The sequence below is a fragment of the Lysobacterales bacterium genome, assembly GCA_019634735.1.
GTDB lineage: Bacteria > Pseudomonadota > Gammaproteobacteria > Xanthomonadales > UBA2363 > Pseudofulvimonas.
On sequence record JAHCAT010000015.1, the window covers coordinates 1 to 16,719 of the forward strand.

The 16,719-nt window shown below is 72.4% G+C and carries 12 protein-coding genes; 4 read left to right on the plus strand and 8 right to left on the minus strand.

The window, feature by feature from the left end; genetic code table 11:
• Positions 1-277: 277 nt before the first annotated feature.
• The 7 genes from KF823_13500 to efp all read right to left on the minus strand — a co-directional run bounded on the left by KF823_13500 (position 278) and on the right by efp (position 8,904).
• Positions 278-3,430 (minus strand): hypothetical protein, encoded by a 3,153-nt coding sequence (locus tag KF823_13500; protein MBX3726921.1) that lies wholly within the window; start codon positions 3,428-3,430, stop codon positions 278-280.
• 96 nt (positions 3,431-3,526) lie between these two features.
• A complete protein-coding gene (locus tag KF823_13505) occupies positions 3,527-4,288 on the minus strand; it encodes a hypothetical protein (GenBank protein ID MBX3726922.1) in 762 nt (253 codons plus the stop codon).
• Positions 4,289-4,492: 204 nt separating this feature from the next.
• Positions 4,493-5,317, minus strand: coding sequence for a hypothetical protein (locus KF823_13510; GenBank protein MBX3726923.1), 825 nt, complete (start codon positions 5,315-5,317; stop codon positions 4,493-4,495).
• A complete protein-coding gene (gph, locus tag KF823_13515; GenBank protein MBX3726924.1) occupies positions 5,314-5,979 on the minus strand; it encodes a phosphoglycolate phosphatase in 666 nt (221 codons plus the stop codon). Before gph ends, KF823_13510 begins: the two co-directional genes overlap by 4 nt.
• A complete protein-coding gene (gene ubiG / locus KF823_13520) occupies positions 5,976-6,692 on the minus strand; it encodes a bifunctional 2-polyprenyl-6-hydroxyphenol methylase/3-demethylubiquinol 3-O-methyltransferase UbiG (protein ID MBX3726925.1) in 717 nt (238 codons plus the stop codon). The genes gph and ubiG overlap by 4 nt, the downstream gene beginning before the upstream one ends.
• A complete protein-coding gene (locus KF823_13525; GenBank protein MBX3726926.1) occupies positions 6,689-8,026 on the minus strand; it encodes a TRZ/ATZ family hydrolase in 1,338 nt (445 codons plus the stop codon). The genes ubiG and KF823_13525 overlap by 4 nt, the downstream gene beginning before the upstream one ends.
• 308 nt (positions 8,027-8,334) lie before the next feature.
• Positions 8,335-8,904 (minus strand): elongation factor P, encoded by a 570-nt coding sequence (gene efp, locus KF823_13530; protein ID MBX3726927.1) that lies wholly within the window; start codon positions 8,902-8,904, stop codon positions 8,335-8,337.
• 70 nt (positions 8,905-8,974) lie between these two features.
• Between efp and epmB the strand changes: the two genes are divergently transcribed.
• Together epmB and KF823_13540 are read left to right on the plus strand one after the other, a co-directional pair.
• Complete coding sequence (epmB, locus tag KF823_13535) at positions 8,975-10,009, plus strand: EF-P beta-lysylation protein EpmB (GenBank protein MBX3726928.1); 1,035 nt, start codon at positions 8,975-8,977, stop codon at positions 10,007-10,009.
• 190 nt (positions 10,010-10,199) lie between these two features.
• A complete protein-coding gene (locus KF823_13540; protein MBX3726929.1) occupies positions 10,200-12,263 on the plus strand; it encodes an EAL domain-containing protein in 2,064 nt (687 codons plus the stop codon).
• A 187-nt stretch (positions 12,264-12,450) separates the two neighbouring features.
• Here the strand turns inward: KF823_13540 and msrB are convergent, their stop codons facing one another.
• Entirely contained in the window at positions 12,451-12,936 is a 486-nt protein-coding gene (msrB, locus tag KF823_13545; GenBank protein ID MBX3726930.1) for a peptide-methionine (R)-S-oxide reductase MsrB, read from the minus strand.
• 58 nt (positions 12,937-12,994) lie between these two features.
• On the opposite strand from msrB, the gene lptD reads away from it, so the two are divergent.
• Both lptD and KF823_13555 read left to right on the plus strand, forming a co-directional pair.
• A complete protein-coding gene (gene lptD, locus KF823_13550) occupies positions 12,995-15,277 on the plus strand; it encodes an LPS assembly protein LptD (protein ID MBX3726931.1) in 2,283 nt (760 codons plus the stop codon).
• A gap of 111 nt (positions 15,278-15,388) precedes the next feature.
• Positions 15,389-16,696, plus strand: coding sequence for a peptidylprolyl isomerase (locus KF823_13555; protein ID MBX3726932.1), 1,308 nt, complete (start codon positions 15,389-15,391; stop codon positions 16,694-16,696).
• Positions 16,697-16,719: the final 23 nt, after the last annotated feature.

The window sequence follows — 16,719 nt, forward strand, 5'->3', positions numbered from 1 at the left end:
GTGTTGCACTCCAGTCTAGAGACCACCGCTACTTTCTCTTGGGCGAGCAAGAGAAAGTAGCTCGGCGCACAAGGATGTGCGACGAAAACGCCAGGGACGGCACCCCCACGCGTGCGGAGCACCCCAGGTTGCCGGGAAAGCCAGGCTATCGGCACGGCAATGGAGATCATCGCCAGTGCGAACCCTCTCCCCCGGCCCCTCTCCCAGAGGGAGAGGGGAGTACAACCTGGAGCGCGCAGCACGACTCGACCCGACCGCGCCCGCGGCGCGACGGAATTCAGCGCATGCTGGCCCGCTGCAACATCTCGCCGACACCGCGCAGCCCCTTGCGGTCCAGCCCACTGACCGTGCCGGCGCTGGTGCCGGCCTCGTCGAAGGCGGCGCGGTCCTTGCGCTCCAGCGGCGGCTGGCCGGCGCGTTCCAGGCGGCGGTTGGCGTCCGGCAGGCGGCTGGCCATCAGGTCCTCGAAGCGGCGGGTGGCGGCGTCCAGCTCGCCGCGCAGGCGCTGGTGGCTGGCGACCTGGGTGGCGGTCGGGCGGCCGTCGTAGCCGACCACGGCGCCGTACAGCTTGCCGTACTCCTCGCGCAGCTTCTCCTCGCCGGTGATCATCCCTGCCTTGCTTGCCGACAGGGCGTCGATCTGGGTCGCCAGTTCCCGGTCCAGCGCCGCCAGCGGCCGCGCCAGCGCCGGCGCCGCGGCGCTGCGCGCGGCGATCTGGGTGCGCAGGTCGGTGATCGACTCGGCCAGGAAGGTCAGGTCGGCCAGTTCCTCGTAGATCGCCACCGACAGCGCCTGCTGGGCGCGGCGGTCCTCGGCGCTGTGCGGCGAACGCGGGTCGGCGACCAGCTCGATGCTGCCCTCGACGCGCTGCTCGCCGCGCACCAGCTCGACGCGGTAGCGGCCTTCGGCCAGGCGCGGTCCGACGAAGGCGGGCACCAGCTGGGTCGAGGCCGGCAGGCGCGGCGCCTTCATGCGCATCGGCCAGTCGACGCGGTTCATGCCGCGGCGCTTGCCGCCCGGCAGGCTGGCGATGCGCTCGCCGGCCTCGTCGTAGATGTTGACGCGCAGGTCGCCGAACATGTGCCGGCGCTTGAGGTGGTAGGCGATCACCGCCGACTCCGAACGCGACTGCCCGTAGAACTCGTCGTTGCCGCCGAACTCCTGCAGGGCGCCGCCGCTCCACATCGCCTGCGGCCGGCTGGGCAGCAGGGTGGCGTCGGCGGCCAGCGCCTGGGCGTCGAGGGCGCGCAGCGGCGTCAGGTCGTCGATGATCCAGACGCCGCGGCCATGGGTGCCCAGGATCAGGTCGTGGTCGCGCGGGTGGATCACGAGATCGTGCACCGGGACCGGCGGCAGGCCTTCCTCGAAACGCGCCCAGCGCTCGCCGGCGTCGATGCTGATGTACAGGCCGGCCTCGGTACCCAGGTACAGGATGTGCGCGGCGACCGGGTCCTGGCGGATCACCCAGGCGAAGCCGGCCACGCCCTCGGTGGGCAGGCGCCGGAAGCTGGCGCCGAAGTCGGTGGTGGCGTACACGTAGACGCCGTCGTCGCCGCTGCGGTGGCCGTCGACGGTGACGTAGGCGGTGCCGGCGGCGTGCGGACTGGCATCGACGCGCGAGATCCACAGCCCGCGCGGCAGGCCCGGCAGGTTGCGGGTGACGTTGGTCCAGTCGCCGCCGCCGTTGCGGGTGACGTGCACGAGGCCGTCGTCGGTGCCGACCCAGATCACCTGCGCGTCCAGCGGCGATTCGCTGATCGTGTAGATGGTGGTGTTGTTCTCGGCGGTGGAGTTGTCGATGGTCAGGCCGCCGGACTGCGCCTGGCGCTGGCGCTTCGGGTCGTTGGTGGTCAGGTCCGGCGAGATGCGCTGCCAGGAATCGCCGCGGTCGTTGCTGCGGTGCAGGTACTGCGAGCCGTAGTACAGCGTGCCCGGGCGCGAAGCGCTCAGGTGCAGCGGCGTGTTCCAGTTGAAGCGCAGGCGCGGCTCGCCCGGCGCGTGCGCGGGGGCGATCTGCCGGACCTCGTTGGTGCGCCGGTCGACGCGCATCAGGTTGCCGCCCTGGTACTCGGAATAGACCAGGTAGTCGAGCTCGGGGTCGGGGAAGGTCCAGAAGCCGTCGCCGAAGCCCACCGAGTCCCAGTGCTTGTTGCGGATCGCGCCGCTGCGGTGCGAAGGGCCGACCCAGGAGCCGTTGTCCTGCAGGCCGCCGTAGACGTTGTAGGGCACCTGCATGTCTGCGGCCACGTGGTAGAACTGCGAGACCGGCAGGCTGGCCACGAAGCGCCAGTGCACGCCGCGGTTCCAGGACACGTACAGGCCGCCGTCGGTGCCCAGGATCAGGTGCTGGGCGTCCTTGGGATTGATCCACAGCCAGTGGTGGTCCGGGTGGATGGCGCCGCCGACGCCGCTGAACATGCCGCTGAAGGTGCGGCCGCCGTCGTCGCTGGCCGTGAGCAGGAAGGCCGGCCGGTAGACGCGGTCGGGATCGGTCGGGTCGACCGCCAGCTCGCCGAAGTAGAACGGCCGGAACTGCACGCCCGCCGAGGTGTTCATCAGCCGCCAGGAACCGCCGGCGTCGTCGGAACGGTAGATGCCGGTCTGCTCGGCCTCGACCAGGGCGTAGACGCGGCTGGGCTCGCTGGCCGCCACCGCCAGCGAGACGCGGCCCAGGTCGCCCTGGGGCAGGCCCTGGCGCAGGCGCGTCCAGGTGGCGCCGCCGTCGGTGGACTTGAAGATGCCGCTGCCCGGGCCGCCGGAGCGGAAGAAGTCCGGTTCGCGCCGGAAGTCCCACATCGCCGCATACAGGGTGTCGGGCGCGGTGGGATCCATCACCAGGTCGGCGCAGCCGGTGCGCGCGTCGACGGCGAGCACGCGCTGCCAGGTGGCGCCAGCGTCATCGCTGCGGTAGACGCCGCGCTCGGCGCTGTCGGCGAAGGCATGGCCGGTTGCGCACACCCACACGCGCTTGCCGTCGCGCGGATCGACCAGCAGCTCGGCGATGTGCCTGGTTTCGGCCAGGCCGCTGTGCGTCCAGGTGTCGCCGCCGTCGCGGCTGACGTAGACGCCGTCGCCGGCGGAGACGCTGTTGCGCACCCGCGATTCGCCGGTGCCGACCCAGACCGTCTTCGCCTCGGAAGGATCGACGCGCACCGCGCCGATCGACTGCATGTGGCGGTCGAACACCGGCTGGAAGGTGGTGCCGTTGTTGCGCGAGCGCCAGACGCCGCCGCTGGCGGCGCCGACATAGATGGTCGCCGGCTCGGTGGCGGCGACGTCGAGCGAGGCGATCCGGCCGCTCATCACGGCCGGACCGATGTTGCGGGCCTTCAGGCCGGCCAGGGTGGCCGGGTCGAAGGCGGCATCCTGGCCGTGGCTGGCAGGGGCGGCCAGCGCGGCGGCGAGGGCCAGCGCGATGCGCATGGACATGGGTGTACTCCCTGGCGAGTCGGGCCGCGCCGACGCGCGGCGGGATGGCCGCGATGCAGCCCGCACGGGCTGCACCGCGGCCTGGCTGCGGCGGCGTTACTCGGCGGCGGTATCGGCGGCGGGGGTCGCCGCCTCCGGCATCTTGAAGCGGTCGTCGGCGATGCCGGTGTTCAGGGCGTAGGACTCCACGGTGTAGGTGGAGGCGCCGGGCATGCCGTCCATGGTCTGGGTGGTGGAGTGCGGCAGCATCAGCCCGTCGACTTCCTTGTAGTCGCCCTGGGAGATGCCGACCTTGACCTCCTGGCCGCGCATGGTGGTGCGCACGTCCCACTTCAGGTCCAGGAAATACTCGGCGTCCAGCCAGGTGGTGATCTGGTCGCCGCTGGCCAGGTCGATGCGCAGCTTGTAGGCGTCGGTGCCCTCGACCTGCTCGGAGCCGAGCAGCTCCACGGTGTGGCCCTTGGCCTGCCAGTCGACCAGCGGGCCGTCGATGTCGGCCTGCTGGGTGAAGCTGCGCAGCTCGTCGTCGCCCATCGGCTCGGGGTCGGTCTTGCCCATGAACGGCATGATCTGCCAGCCGCTGTCGCCGTCGACCGCCTGCACGCCGGTCATGCCCTGCAGGGTGAACTCCACGCGCAGCTTGTTGGGGCGCTTGGATTCCATGGTGAACGGCGCGGTCATCGGACCCATGGAGAAATTGCCTTCGGCGCGCACGTCCTGCACGGCCTTGATGCGCTCCAGGCCACCGCGCGCCTCGTAGTGGCGGGCCAGGACCTCGTCCAGGGACAGCTCGGCCGGGGCGGCCAGCAGGGGCAGCGGCGCCAGCAGGGCACAGGCAAGCAGGGACAGACGCTTCATGGGGATTCCTCGCGGTTGGGCGGCAATGGACAACGCCGCCATCCTAGCGGCCGGCGATGACGGCGTCGTAGTGACGAAGGTCACGGGCGTCTCCGGGGGCCGGAGGTGCCGGCCTTCACCTGCGTGACGATCGCGCGGGTCGGCCGCCCATCGCGGCGGCTGGTCGCCGGCACCCGGAGTTCGCGGCGTGGCACGCGGGGCGGCTCAGGCCCGGCGATGGCGCCGGCGCGACCACCACAGGGCGAGCACCGCACCCGGGCCGGGCGGCTGACGTGCGCCCTGCCAGGCGGCGGCGGGGCGTGCCTCGACCGCTGCCAGCAGGCGACGGGCCAGCTGGAGCTGGCCGTGCCGGTAGCCGCCGCTGGCGGCAAGCAGCGGCGCGGTGTGCGCCGACAGCTCGCCCGCGAAGCCGGCCAGGGCTGCGGCCAGAGCCGGATGCGGCGGACCGGCGCGCAGGTCGGCGCGGACCAGGCCCTGCGCCGCCAGCGCCGACAGCGGCAGGACCAGGTGGCCGGCCGCCGCCGGGGCCGCCAGGCCGGGCAGCGATTCGGCCAGCAGGGCCAGACCGTGCGCCTGGTCATCGGCAGCGTGCCCGCCGGGCAGCCAGGAGACAGTCGCCTCGGCCTGCCCCCGGGCGAACGCCTGCCAGCGCGCCAGGCGCTGTTCCGGCGTCGCATCGTCATGCCCCTGCGCCAGCGCCGTCGCGGCCTGCAGCCAGGCCAGCCCGCCGGCCGCGGCCGCCGCCGGCAACGGTGCGATCGCCGACAGCGCGCAGGTCAGCGGATGGCGTGGCGCCCTCGCCGCCAGCGCCTGCCATTCCTGCGCCCACCAGGCCAGCTTGGCGGCGCTGACCCGCGGATCGCTGGCGGCCAGGGCGGCCCGCCGCAGCTCGAAGCCCAGCGCCTCCAGAAGGCGGCGCGGCGCCCGCAGGCCGGGCGGCTCGAACAGCAGCAGCAGGCGATGCCAGGGTTCGGCGGCCAGCCACTTGCCGACGAAGGCGTCGGCACCGTCCGGCGCGGCGTCGCTCATTGCAGCCAGGCCAGCGCCTGGGCGGGGTCGTCGATCACGCGGTCGGCCCGCCATCCGGCGATCTCGCCAGGATCCGCATAGCCCCAGGTCACCGCCACGGTCAGGCTGCCGGCGGCGCGGCCGGCCTCGACGTCGCGGGCATCGTCGCCCAGGAACCAGGTCGCCTGCGGCGCCACACCCAGGCGTTCGCAGGCGGTCAGCACCGGCAGCGGGTGCGGCTTGCGCTCGGCCAGGCTGTCGCCGCCCAGCACCACCGGGAAATCCGCTGCCAGACCCATCGCCGCCAGCAGCTCCACAGCCATGCGCTCGGGCTTGTTGGTGACCACGGCCAGGGCGATGCCGTGACCGCGCAGGCCCTCCAGCAAGCCGGCCATGCCCGGGAACAGCACCGAGTCGCGGCACACCTGGCGCGCGTACTCCGCCAGCAGGCGCGCCACCCAGTCCGCCTGGCGGTCGGCATCGGCTGCGGCAAAGGCCGGGATGCCGGCAGCGAGCATGGCGCGCGCGCCCCGCGAGACCTGGCTGCGGAAGCCCGCCAGCGGCGCAGGCGGCAGAGCCTCGCCGGCGCGCAGGCGGTTCACCGCCGCCAGCAGGTCGGGCGCGGTGTCGACCAGGGTGCCGTCCAGGTCGAACAACACCGCCTCGGGCCGGCACGCCGTCACGCCGGCTTCCGCGCCGCCATCAGGTAGTTGACCGCCACGCCCTCGCCCAGCCAGGCGCGCTGCCGCAGCGGGTCGTAGTGCAGGCCGGTCAGCGGGCCGACCTCGAGGCCGGCCTGCCGGCACCAGCCGGCCAGCTCGCTGGGGCGCACCAGCCTGGCGTACTCGTGGGTGCCGCGCGGCAGCAGGCCGAGCAGGTATTCGGCGCCGACGATGGCCAGGGCGAAGGCGCGCGCGCTGCGGTTGATGGTCGACAGGCACAGCACGCCGCCGGGCCGCAACGCGACGGCGCAGGCGGCGACCACCGCGGCCGGCTCCGGCACGTGCTCGAGCATCTCCATGCAGGTGACCAGGTCGTACTCGCCGGGATGGGCCTGGGCATGGGCCTGCACGGTCTGCATGCGGTAGTCGACCGCCATGCCGGTGGCACCGGCGTGCAGGCGCGCGACCTCGAGCAGCGGCCCGGCCAGGTCCAGGGCGGTGACCGCCGCGCCGCGCGCCGCCATCGCCTCGCTGAGCAGGCCGCCGCCGCAGCCGACGTCGAGCGTGCGCGCGCCGGCCAGCGGCCGTTGCCCGGCGACGAAGTCCAGGCGCACCGGGTTGAGCACGTGCAGCGGCCGCATCGGTCCGGCCGGGTCCCACCACTGCCCGGCCAGGCGCGCGAAGCGTTCCAGTTCGGCGGCGTCGCCGTGGGTGGCGTCGTGCGCGGCGGTCATGGCCGGGTCCGGTCGGCGGTGGCGATGCGCTCGCGCCAGTCGCGGGCGCGCGCCAGTACGGCGTCGGTGTCGATGTCGCACAGAACGCCTTCGCGCAGGCGCCGGCGGCCGTCCAGCCAGACCTCGCGGACCTGGTCGCGGCAGGCCGCGTAGACCAGTTGCGAGACCGGGTCGTAGACCGGCTGGGTGGCCAGCGCCGACAGGTCGACGGCGATCAGGTCGGCGCGCTTGCCGGCCTCGACCGAGCCGATGCGCTCGTCCAGGCGCAGCGCGCGGGCGCCATCCAGGGTCGCCATGCGCAGCACCCGCGCGGCCGGCAAGGCCGCGGCGTCGCCGGCCACCGCCTTGGCCAGCAAAGCGGCGCTGCGCATCTCCCCGAACATGTCCAGGTCGTTGTTGGAGGCGGCGCCATCGGTGCCCAGCGCCAGCGTGACGCCGGCCCGGTCGAGCGCGTGTGTGGGACAGAAGCCGCTGGCCAGCTTGAGGTTGGATTCCGGGCAATGGATGACGCTGACCCCGGCGTGGGCGCACAGCTCGATCTCGGCGGCGCTGAGCTGGGTCATGTGCACCGCCAGCAGCCATTCGTTGACCAGGCCGAGCCGCTGCAGCCGGGCGAGCGGGCGGACGCCCTGCGCCTTGCGCGCCTCCTCGACCTCGTGGGCGGTCTCGTGCACGTGCATGTGCACCGGGATGCCCAGCTGGTCGGAGAGCAGGCGGATGCGCTCCAGGGAGGCGTCCTTGACGGTGTAGGGCGCGTGCGGCGCGAACGCCGTCGACACCAGCGGGTCGCCGCGCAGCTCGTCGTGCAGGGCCAGGGCCTTGCCGAAGTAGGCGTCGTCGTCGTCGGCCCAGGCGGTCGGGAAGTCGATCACCGGCAGGCCGACCACGGCGCGGAACCGGTGGCGCCGGTAGGTGGCGGCGATCACGTCCGGGAAGAAGTAGTTCTCATTGCAGCAGGTGGTGCCGCCGCGCAGCATCTCGGCGATCGCCAGCTCGACGCCGTCGCGCACGAAGTCCGGGCCGATGAAGCGCGCCTCGGTCGGCCAGATGTGCTCGTTGAGCCAGGTCATCAGCGGCAGGTCGTCGGCCAGCCCGCGCATCAGCGTCATCGGGTTGTGCGTGTGCGCGTTGACCAGGCCGGGCAGCAGCACGTGGCCGGGCAGCGGCACGTGTTCGGCGGCGCTGTACCGAGCGCGCGCCTGGGCGGCCGGCTGCACGTCGAGGATCGCGCCCTGGTGCACGGCCACCGCCATGCCGGTGCGCGGCTGGCAGTCCGGTGCCACCGTCACCAGCCATTCCGGCTCGATCAGCAGGTCGATCGGCTGCATCGTCATCCCGTGTCGGTGTGGGACCGGCAGTCTAGCCCGGATGATTCATGAGGCTGCTGCAGCGGCCGCCGATCCTGGCGCCGTGGCGCGGAGTGCACCGGTCGGCCGGCCCGACCGCGGTATCGACCACGCCCGCAGCGCAATGCGCTCCCCCGCCCGCACCCCGAGGCGGTCCGGACGACCTGGCATGCAACCCGGGCGGACGACCCGCGCCGCTCGCAGGCCGACGCACGACCGGGGCCATGGGGCGGCGCCGAAGCCGCCTTGGCGGAACCGGTGCGCCTGGCCGGCGCCGGATGCGGGCGCTGATGCGGCTACTTGCCGACGCGCGAGACGTAGGCGCCGGTGCGGGTGTCGATCTTGATCACCTCGCCGTTCTCGACGAACAGCGGCACGCGCACGGTGGCGCCGGTCTCCAGCTTGGCCGGCTTGCCGCCGCCACTGGCGGTGTCGCCGCGCACGCCGGGATCGGTCTCGACGATCTGCAGTTCGACGAAGTTCGGCGGCACGATGGTGATCGGGCTGCCGTTGTAGAGGGTGACCACGCAGCCTTCCTCGCCCTTCAGCCACTGCGCGGCGTCGCCCATCGCGGCGGCGTCGGCCTGGTACTGCTCGAAGCTGTCCGGCTGCATGAAGTGCCAGTACTCGCCGTCGCTGTAGAGGAACTGCATGTCGGTGTCCATCACGTCGGCGCCCTCGACGGTGTCGCTGGACTTCATGGTGCGCTCGACGACGCGGCCGGTCTTCAGGTTGCGGATCTTGATCCGGGTGAAGGCCTGGCCCTTGCCCGGCTTGATGAAGTCGGTGTCGACGATGGTGTAGGGGTCGCCGTCGACCAGGATCTTGAGGCCGGTCTTGACGTCGTTCAGGCCATAGCTAGCCATGGGAGCTCCGGAAGGCTGTGGGGGCGGGCGCGGGCGGCGTAGAATCGCGGACCGCTCCGGCAGACCCGCAATGATAGCCGCAAGCCCGGCCCACCCGCAGCCCACCGACCGGCAGCCCACCGACTCGCAGCCCTCCGACTGGCGGCGCCTCTGGCGCGAGGCGATCACCGACCCGGCCGAGCTGCTCGACCGCCTGGGCCTGGCCGCCCACGCCGCCCGGCTGCTGCCCGGTGCTGATACCGGTTTCCCGGTGCGGGTGCCGGCCGGCTTCCTGGCGCGCATGCGCCCCGGCGACCCGGACGACCCGCTGCTGCTGCAGGTGCTGCCGCGCGCCGCCGAGCTGCTGGAGGCGCCCGGCTTCGTCGAGGATGCGGTCGGCGACCACGCCGCCCGCGCCGCGGCCGGCGTCATCCACAAGTACGCAGGGCGCGCCCTGCTGGTCGCCACGGGCGCCTGCGCCGTGCACTGCCGGTACTGCTTCCGGCGACACTTCCCCTACGCCCGGGAACTGGCCGCGCGCGAGGACTGGCGGGAGGCGGTGGCCTGGATCGCCGGGCAGCCGGACGTGCACGAGGTGATCCTGTCCGGCGGCGACCCGCTGTCCCTGCCCACCGCGCGGCTGGCCAGCCTGACCCGGCAACTGGCCGGCATCGGCCACGTGCGCGCCCTGCGCCTGCACACCCGCCTGCCGATCGTGCTGCCCGAGCGGGTCGACGGCGAGTTTTTGGCGTGGCTGGCCGCCGTGCCCTGGCCGGTCGCCGTGGTGGTGCACGCCAACCACGGCAACGAGATCGACGCCGCCACGGCAGGCGCACTGGCGGCGCTGCGCCGGGCCGGCGCCACGGTGCTGAACCAGTCGGTGCTGCTGCGCGGGGTCAACGACCAGGTCGAGGCGCTGGCCGATCTCAGCCGGCGCCTGTACGCGGCCGGCACCCTGCCCTATTACCTGCACCTGCTGGACCGGGTGCGCGGCGCCAGCCACTTCGAGGTCGACGAGGCCCGGGCGCGGTCGCTGCATGCCGACCTGCGCGCCCGCCTGCCGGGCTACCTGGTGCCGCGGCTGGTGCGCGAGATCGCCGGCGAACCGGGCAAGACACCGGTCTGAGCCGGCCGGCCGCCGCGCGCGGCCGGCCGGGCGTGACGCAGTTCCTGTTTTCAATGGCAGCGGCGGCGGCCTGCGGTGTGGCGCTCCATCGCCGTTTCGGCCCATACTGGCCCGGCCTGGGGGGCTGGCCGCCCTCCGGTCGGCCGGGCGGCTTGGCGTCCGGCCGAATGACCCGTGGGAATCTACCGACATGGCGACTGCGCCCGTCCGGATCTGTTTCGTCGACGACCTGCTGGAAAACGCCGAGCGCCTGGTCAGCGTGCTGCGCAACGCCGGCCTGGCGGTGCGGCCCAACCACGTCGCCGACATCGAGGACTTCGCCGAGCTGATCGCCAAGGAAGCGCCGGACCTGGTCCTGGTCAGCGTGCCCGGCCCGGTCAGCCCGGCCGACCTGACCGACCAGATCGGCCGCGCCGGCAAGGACGTGGCGGTGATCGTGGTCGTCGAACAGATGGACGGCGAGGTCCGCATCAAGGGCTTCGACGACGGCGCGGTCGCGGTCGAGCTGCGCCAGCCGGCCCTGGTCGTGGCCGTGGTCAAGCGCCAGTTCGAGCAGCTGCGCACCCGCCGCGAGGTGCGCAAGCTGGAGACCGCGCTGCGCGAGAGCGAGCGCCGCTGCGACGCGCTGCTGGACAGCTCGCGCGATCCGGTCGCCTACGTGCACGAGGGCATGCACATTCGCGCCAACCGCGCCTACCTGGAGATGTTCGGCTTCGACGACTTCGAGGACATCGAGAGCATGCCCCTGCTCGACCTGGTGGCCAGCGCCGATGCCGAAGGCTTCAAGGCGGTGCTCAAGCGCATGGCCAAGGGCGAGCCGCCGCCGGACAGCCTGGAGCTGCACCTGCGCAGCCAGAGCGGCGAGAGCTTCCCCGGGCGCATGGAGTTCTCCAGCGCCAACTACGCCGGCGAGCCCTGCGTGCAGCTGATCATCCGCAAGCCGGCCGAGGACCCGGCGCTGGCCGCCGAGCTGGTGCGCCTGAAGGAACGCGACCTGGTCACCGACCTGTACAACCGCACCTACTTCACCAGCCTGCTGGAGAAGGCCGCCGACGAGGCCGCCGGCGGCAAGCGCAACCACGCCCTGCTGCTGCTCGAGCCCGACGACTTCGCCAACCTGCAGACCCAGGTCGGTGTCGGCCAGGGCGACCTGCTGCTGGCCGACCTCGCCAAGGCGACCGCCGCAGTGCTGGGACCCGACGACGTCGCGGCACGGTTCAGCGACCACCAGTTCGCGGTGCTGACCACCAGCGCCCACCTGGACGCCGCCCGCGAGCTGGCCGACCGCGTCCGCCAGCGCATGAGCGACCACATCTTCGAGATCGGCCAGCGCTCGATCTCGCTGACCATGAGCGTCGGCGGCGCGCTGATCTGCGAGAAGCTGAACCGGGTGCCGGCCCTGCTCACCCAGGCCACCGCCACCTGCCGCGCGGCGATCGCCGAGGGCGGCAATCGCGTGATCCTGCACGACCCCTATGCCGAGGAGCGCGCCGAGTCCTCGCGCAACGCCCACTGGCAGCGCCTGGTCAAGGAGGCGCTCGGCCACGACGACGGCTTCGTGCTGTTCTACCAGCCGGTGGTCTGCCTGCAGGGCGGCGACGGCGACTACCACGAGGTCCTGCTGCGCATGAACAGCCCGCGCGGCGAGATCCTGCCCAGCTACTTCCTGCCGGCCGCGCAACAGGCCGGGATGATGCCGCAGATCGACCGCTGGGTGGTCCGCCACGCCCTGCGCAAGCTGGCCAGCTACGGCAAGAAGCCGCCGACCTTCTTCGTCAGCCTGAGCGCCGAGACCCTCGAGGACGAGACCTTCGCCGGCTGGCTGGCCGAGCAGGTGCGCGAGCAGCGGGTCAGCGGCGAGCGCCTGGTGCTGCAGCTCAGCGAGAGCGAGGCGGCGACCAGCGTAAAGCAGCTCAAGACCCTGCTCGGCCACCTGTCGCAGTTGCACATCGCCTTCGCGATCAAGGATTTCGGCGCGGGTCTTGCGTCCTACCAGCTGCTCAAGCACGTGCCTGCGCAATACCTGAAGGTCGACAAGAACTATCTGTCCGACTTCGCCGGCAACACCGAGTTCCAGAAGAAGGTCACCGAGATCTGCGAGAAGGCCCATGCCAGCGGCATGATGGTGATCGCTCCGCACGTGGCCGACATGGCCAGCGTCAGCGTGCTCTACCAGTGCGGCGTGAACTTCGTGCAGGGCAACTTCCTGCATGAGCCGGCGCGCTCCATGGCCGCCGGCGCCGCAGCGGGCTGAGCGCCGCGGTCCGGCGACCGCAGGCGGCCTCGCCACGGGGGGCGCCCGACAGCCGGCATCGCAGCCCCACAGGGCGCGCATGCAGCCCGCGTGCGCCACAACCTCCGTGACGCCCCGGCGCGCGCAGTTGGATGCGGTCGCGGGGTCGTCACGCGACGACGACTGGCCCGGACATTTCCTGACGCCGCTACGGCCCGGGCTGGCGCGACCGGAAGTCGAGCGCTGCGGAGTTGATGCAGTAGCGCAGGCCGGTCGGCGCGGGGCCATCCGGAAACACATGACCCAGGTGCGAGTCGCAGTGCGCGCAGCGCACTTCGGTGCGGCGCATGCCATGGCTGGTGTCCACGTGTTCGGCCACGGCCCCGGCCCGGACAGGGGCGGTGTAGCTGGGCCAGCCGGAGCCGGAGTCGTACTTGGCGGCGCTGTCGAACAGGGCCGCGCCGCAGGCGACGCAGGCGTACTCGCCGTCCTCGTGGTGGTCCCAGTAGCGGCCGCTGAACGGCGGCTCGGTCGCCGAGCAGCGGCACACGGCGTATTGCTCGGGGGTCAGGCGCTGGCGCCAGTGCGCCTCGTCGGCCGGCAGGTCGGTTGGCTTCACGGTCGGACTCCTTGCCAGGACGGGCCGGATTGGCGGAACCGCGCGCGCGGCCGCCCCGGCGATGGCACCCGACATTGAGCCGGGCACCGCCGTGTGCGATCTTACCGGCCCGTCCCGTCGAGCCCGCGTCGCCTTGGACCGTCCCCGCCCTCCGCTCCGCCGGGCCCTGCTGCCCGCCGTGGTGGCCCTGCTGCTCGCTCCCGCGACCGCGCCGGCCCAGGGCTGCCTTCCCGGCGACAGCGACTGCCTGGAGCAGGCCCGGCGCTTCGCCCTGTGCAAGGTCAACCGCCTGCTGCCCTTCCACCGCGACGACCTCGGCCGGGCCAGCGAGCGCGAGGACGCCGAGATCCTCATGGACGCCGAGCGCTTCGACGTCAGCGACCGCCAGCGGATCACCCTGGAGGGCGCCGTGGAGCTGCGCCGGGCCGACCAGTTCCTGGCCGCCGGGCGGCTCGACTACGACACCGTGCTGCGCCAGTACGCAGTACCCGGCCCGATGACCTACCAGGACGAGGGCCTGCTGCTGTCCGCGGAGCGCGGCGAGGGCGACCTGGCCGCCGGTACCGCGGTGATGGAGGGGGTGCGTTACCAGTTCATGCGTGGCCGGGGCAACGGCCGCGCCGACCGCATCGAGGTGCTCACCCCCGAGCGCGCCCGGATGCAGTCGATGAGCTTCTCCACCTGCGACATCGACTCGCCGGACTGGGAACTGCGCGCCCGCCGCATCGACATCGACCAGGAGACCGGCACCGGCCGCGCACGCGGCGCCACCCTGCGCTTCCTGGGCGTGCCCCTGCTCTACGTCCCCTACGGCGAGTTCCCGATCGACGACCGCCGCAAGACCGGCCTGCTCTACCCCACGGTCGGGCGCTCCAACACCGGCGGCCTGGACGTCACCCTGCCGTGGTACCTCAACATCGCGCCCAACTACGACCTGACCCTGTACCCGCGGGCGATCAGCGAGCGCGGCTACATGCTGGGCGCCGAGTTCCGCTACCTGGCCGCGCCCGGCCACCGCGGCCGCCTGTTCGGCACCTGGCTGCCCGACGACAAGGACTACGGCGACAGCCGAGGCTATCTGGAGTTCGACCACCACAGCCGCCTGGGCGCGCAGTGGTGGCTGGACGCCAGCATCCGGCAGGTCTCCGACGATCGCTACTTCGAGGACCTGGGCGATTCCCTGAGCATCGCCGCGACCAGCATCCTGCCCTCGCGCGCCGGCATCTACGGACGCGGCCAGCAGTGGAACGCCGGCCTGGCCTTCGACGCCTACAAGATCACCGACCCGACCCTGCCGCCCGGTCTGGAGCCGTTCCGGCGGTTGCCGCGGATCACCTTCGACAGCCGCCACGATCTGCCGGTCGGCCTGGTCGCCGGCGTCGAGAGCGAGCTGGTGCGCTTCACCAAGAACCGCGGCCCGGAATCCGGCACCCGTCTCGACCTGTACCCCTATCTGGCGCTGCCGGTGGAGCGGTCCGGCTGGTTCCTGCGCCCCGAGCTGGGCTGGCGGCAGACCGAATACGAATTCGACCTGGGTCAGGGCAACCGCAGCGCCAGCCGCGGCCTGCCGGTGTTCAGCGTCGATGGCGGCCTGGTGTTCGAGCGGCCCCTGGCCTGGCGTGGCCGGGAGTACCTGCAGACCCTGGAGCCGCGCCTGTATTACCTGAACGTGCCCTACGAAGACCAGTCCAACCTGCCGGTGTTCGACACCCAGGAACTGACCTTCGGCTTCGGTCAGCTGTTCCGGCGCAACCGCTTCGTCGGCGCCGACCGTCAGGGCGACGCCCACCAGGCGACCGCTGCCCTGACCTCCCGGTTGCTCACCGCGGACGATGGCCGCGAGCGGGCCAGCGTCAGCCTCGGGCAGATCCGCTACTTCCGCCCGCAGCGGGTGCAGCTGCCCGGGCGACCGGTGCTGGACGCCAGCGGCTCGGCCTACGTCGGCGAGATCGGCGTACGGCTGTCGGACGACTGGTACGCCAGCTACGGCGGGCAGTGGAACCCGGAGACCGACCGCACCGATCTGTCCAACCTGCGCCTGCAGAAGCGCTTCGGCGAGCGCGGCGTGGCGAATTTCTCCTACCGCTACCGGCGTGACTCCCAGCAACAGCGCACCTTCGTGGAACAGCTCGACCTGTCCGGCTTCTACGCCCTCAACGAGCGTTGGCGCCTGGTCGGGCGCTGGAACTGGTCGATGCTCGACAAGACCACGCTGGAGGGCCTGGGCGGGCTGGAGTACGAGAGCTGCTGCTACGCGGTCCGCCTGCTGGCCCGCCGCTACGTCCGCAACACCGACGGCGACCGGAACAATGCGGTCTATCTCGAGGTCGAGCTGAAGGGCCTGGGCAACCTCGGACGCAAGTCGGAGGACGTCCTGCGGCGTGCTATCGTGGGCTACACCCGCTACGGCGAGTAGCCTGCCGGTCCGCCGCCCGGGCCCGCCGCGTGCGGCCGCCCCCAGGGCGGCCGGCCCCGGCCGACGACGCATCCACCGGCGCCCATGCGCCCACGACGCCAGCAACCGACCATGAACCTGCTCTCCCGCCTGTTTCTCCTGGCCCTGATGCCGCTGGCCGCCCTGCCGGCACAGGCCCAGTCGCTCGACAGCCAGCCGCTCGACGGCATCGTCGCCGTGGTCGACGAAGACGTGATCCTGCGCAGCGAACTGCAGCGCGCGGTCGCCAACATCGTCGGCCAGTACGGTGGCCGCACCGCCCAGTTGCCGCCCCGCGACGTGCTCGAGCGGCAGGTCCTCGACCGTCTGATCCTGATCAAGCTGCAGGCCCAGCGCGCCGCCACCACCGGCATCCGCGTCAGCGAGCCGGAGATCGATGGCGCGATCGCCGATGTCGCCCAGCAGAACGGCCTGACCATCGACCAGCTGCGCCAGGAACTGGCCCGCGACGGCTTCAGCTTCGCCGAGTTCCGCGAGACCATGCGCGACGAGCTGCTGATCCAGCGCATGCGCCAGCGGTTCGTGCAGACCCAGGTCGCGGTCAGCGACAGCGAGATCGATGCGGTGCTGGCCGGCGACATCAGCCTGGGCTCCGAGGTCCGGCTGGGCCATATCCTGGTCGCCGTCCCCGAGGGTGCCGACAGCCAGACCATCCAGGTCGGCCGCGAAAAGGCCGATGGCATCCGCCGGCTGATCGACGACGGCATGGAATTCAGCGCGGCCGCGATCCGCTATTCGAACGCGCCGAACGCACTGGATGGCGGCGAGCTGGGCTGGCGCAGCCTCAACGAGGTGCCGGTTGCCTTCGTCGAGCTCGTCAACTCGCTGCGCCCAGGCGAGACCAGCCCGCCGGTGCGCGGCCCGGCCGGTTTCCACATCATCCGGCTGCATGAGCGGCGCAGTGTCAGCCAGCGCATGGTCGACCAGTACAAGGCCCGCCACATCATGATCGGAGTCGACGAGCTGACCAGCAACGAACGCGCGCGCGCCCGAATCGAGGAGCTGCGCGCCCAGTTGCAGGCCGGCGCCGATTTCGCCGAGCTGGCGCGCGCCCACTCCACCGACCACAACACCGCGCCGCTGGGCGGCGACATGGGCTGGTTCCCGGTCGACGGCTATGGCAGCGGGGTCGGCGCCATGGTCGTCCGGCTTGCCGATGGCGAGCTTTCCGAACCCTTCCAGACCGACGTCGGCTGGCACATCATGCAGCGCGAGGGCAGCCGCCAGCAGGACGTCACCGAGTCCTACCAGCGCGCCCAGGCGCGCGAGTCGATCCGCGCCCGCAAGGCCGAGGAGGAATGGGACCGGTTCGTCCGGCGCATCCGCAACGAGGCCTATGTCGAGAACCGCATCCAGATCGGCGACGACAACGCTGGCTGACCGGCCTCGCCGGTGCCGCCCTG

Excerpts from the sequence above, each read along its gene's own strand:
- KF823_13555 (MBX3726932.1), top strand. The coding sequence starts at position 15,389 with ATGAACCTGCTCTCCCGCCTGTTTCTCCTGGCCCTGATGCCGCTGGCC.
- ubiG (MBX3726925.1), bottom strand. The coding sequence starts at position 6,692 with ATGACCGCCGCGCACGACGCCACCCACGGCGACGCCGCCGAACTGGAA.
- KF823_13505 (MBX3726922.1), bottom strand. The coding sequence starts at position 4,288 with ATGAAGCGTCTGTCCCTGCTTGCCTGTGCCCTGCTGGCGCCGCTGCCC.
- efp (MBX3726927.1), bottom strand. The coding sequence starts at position 8,904 with ATGGCTAGCTATGGCCTGAACGACGTCAAGACCGGCCTCAAGATCCTG.
- KF823_13540 (MBX3726929.1), top strand. The coding sequence starts at position 10,200 with ATGGCGACTGCGCCCGTCCGGATCTGTTTCGTCGACGACCTGCTGGAA.
- msrB (MBX3726930.1), bottom strand. The coding sequence starts at position 12,936 with ATGTCGGGTGCCATCGCCGGGGCGGCCGCGCGCGCGGTTCCGCCAATC.
- KF823_13500 (MBX3726921.1), bottom strand. The coding sequence starts at position 3,430 with ATGTCCATGCGCATCGCGCTGGCCCTCGCCGCCGCGCTGGCCGCCCCT.
- KF823_13525 (MBX3726926.1), bottom strand. The coding sequence starts at position 8,026 with ATGACGATGCAGCCGATCGACCTGCTGATCGAGCCGGAATGGCTGGTG.
- epmB (MBX3726928.1), top strand. The coding sequence starts at position 8,975 with ATGATAGCCGCAAGCCCGGCCCACCCGCAGCCCACCGACCGGCAGCCC.
- KF823_13510 (MBX3726923.1), bottom strand. The coding sequence starts at position 5,317 with ATGAGCGACGCCGCGCCGGACGGTGCCGACGCCTTCGTCGGCAAGTGG.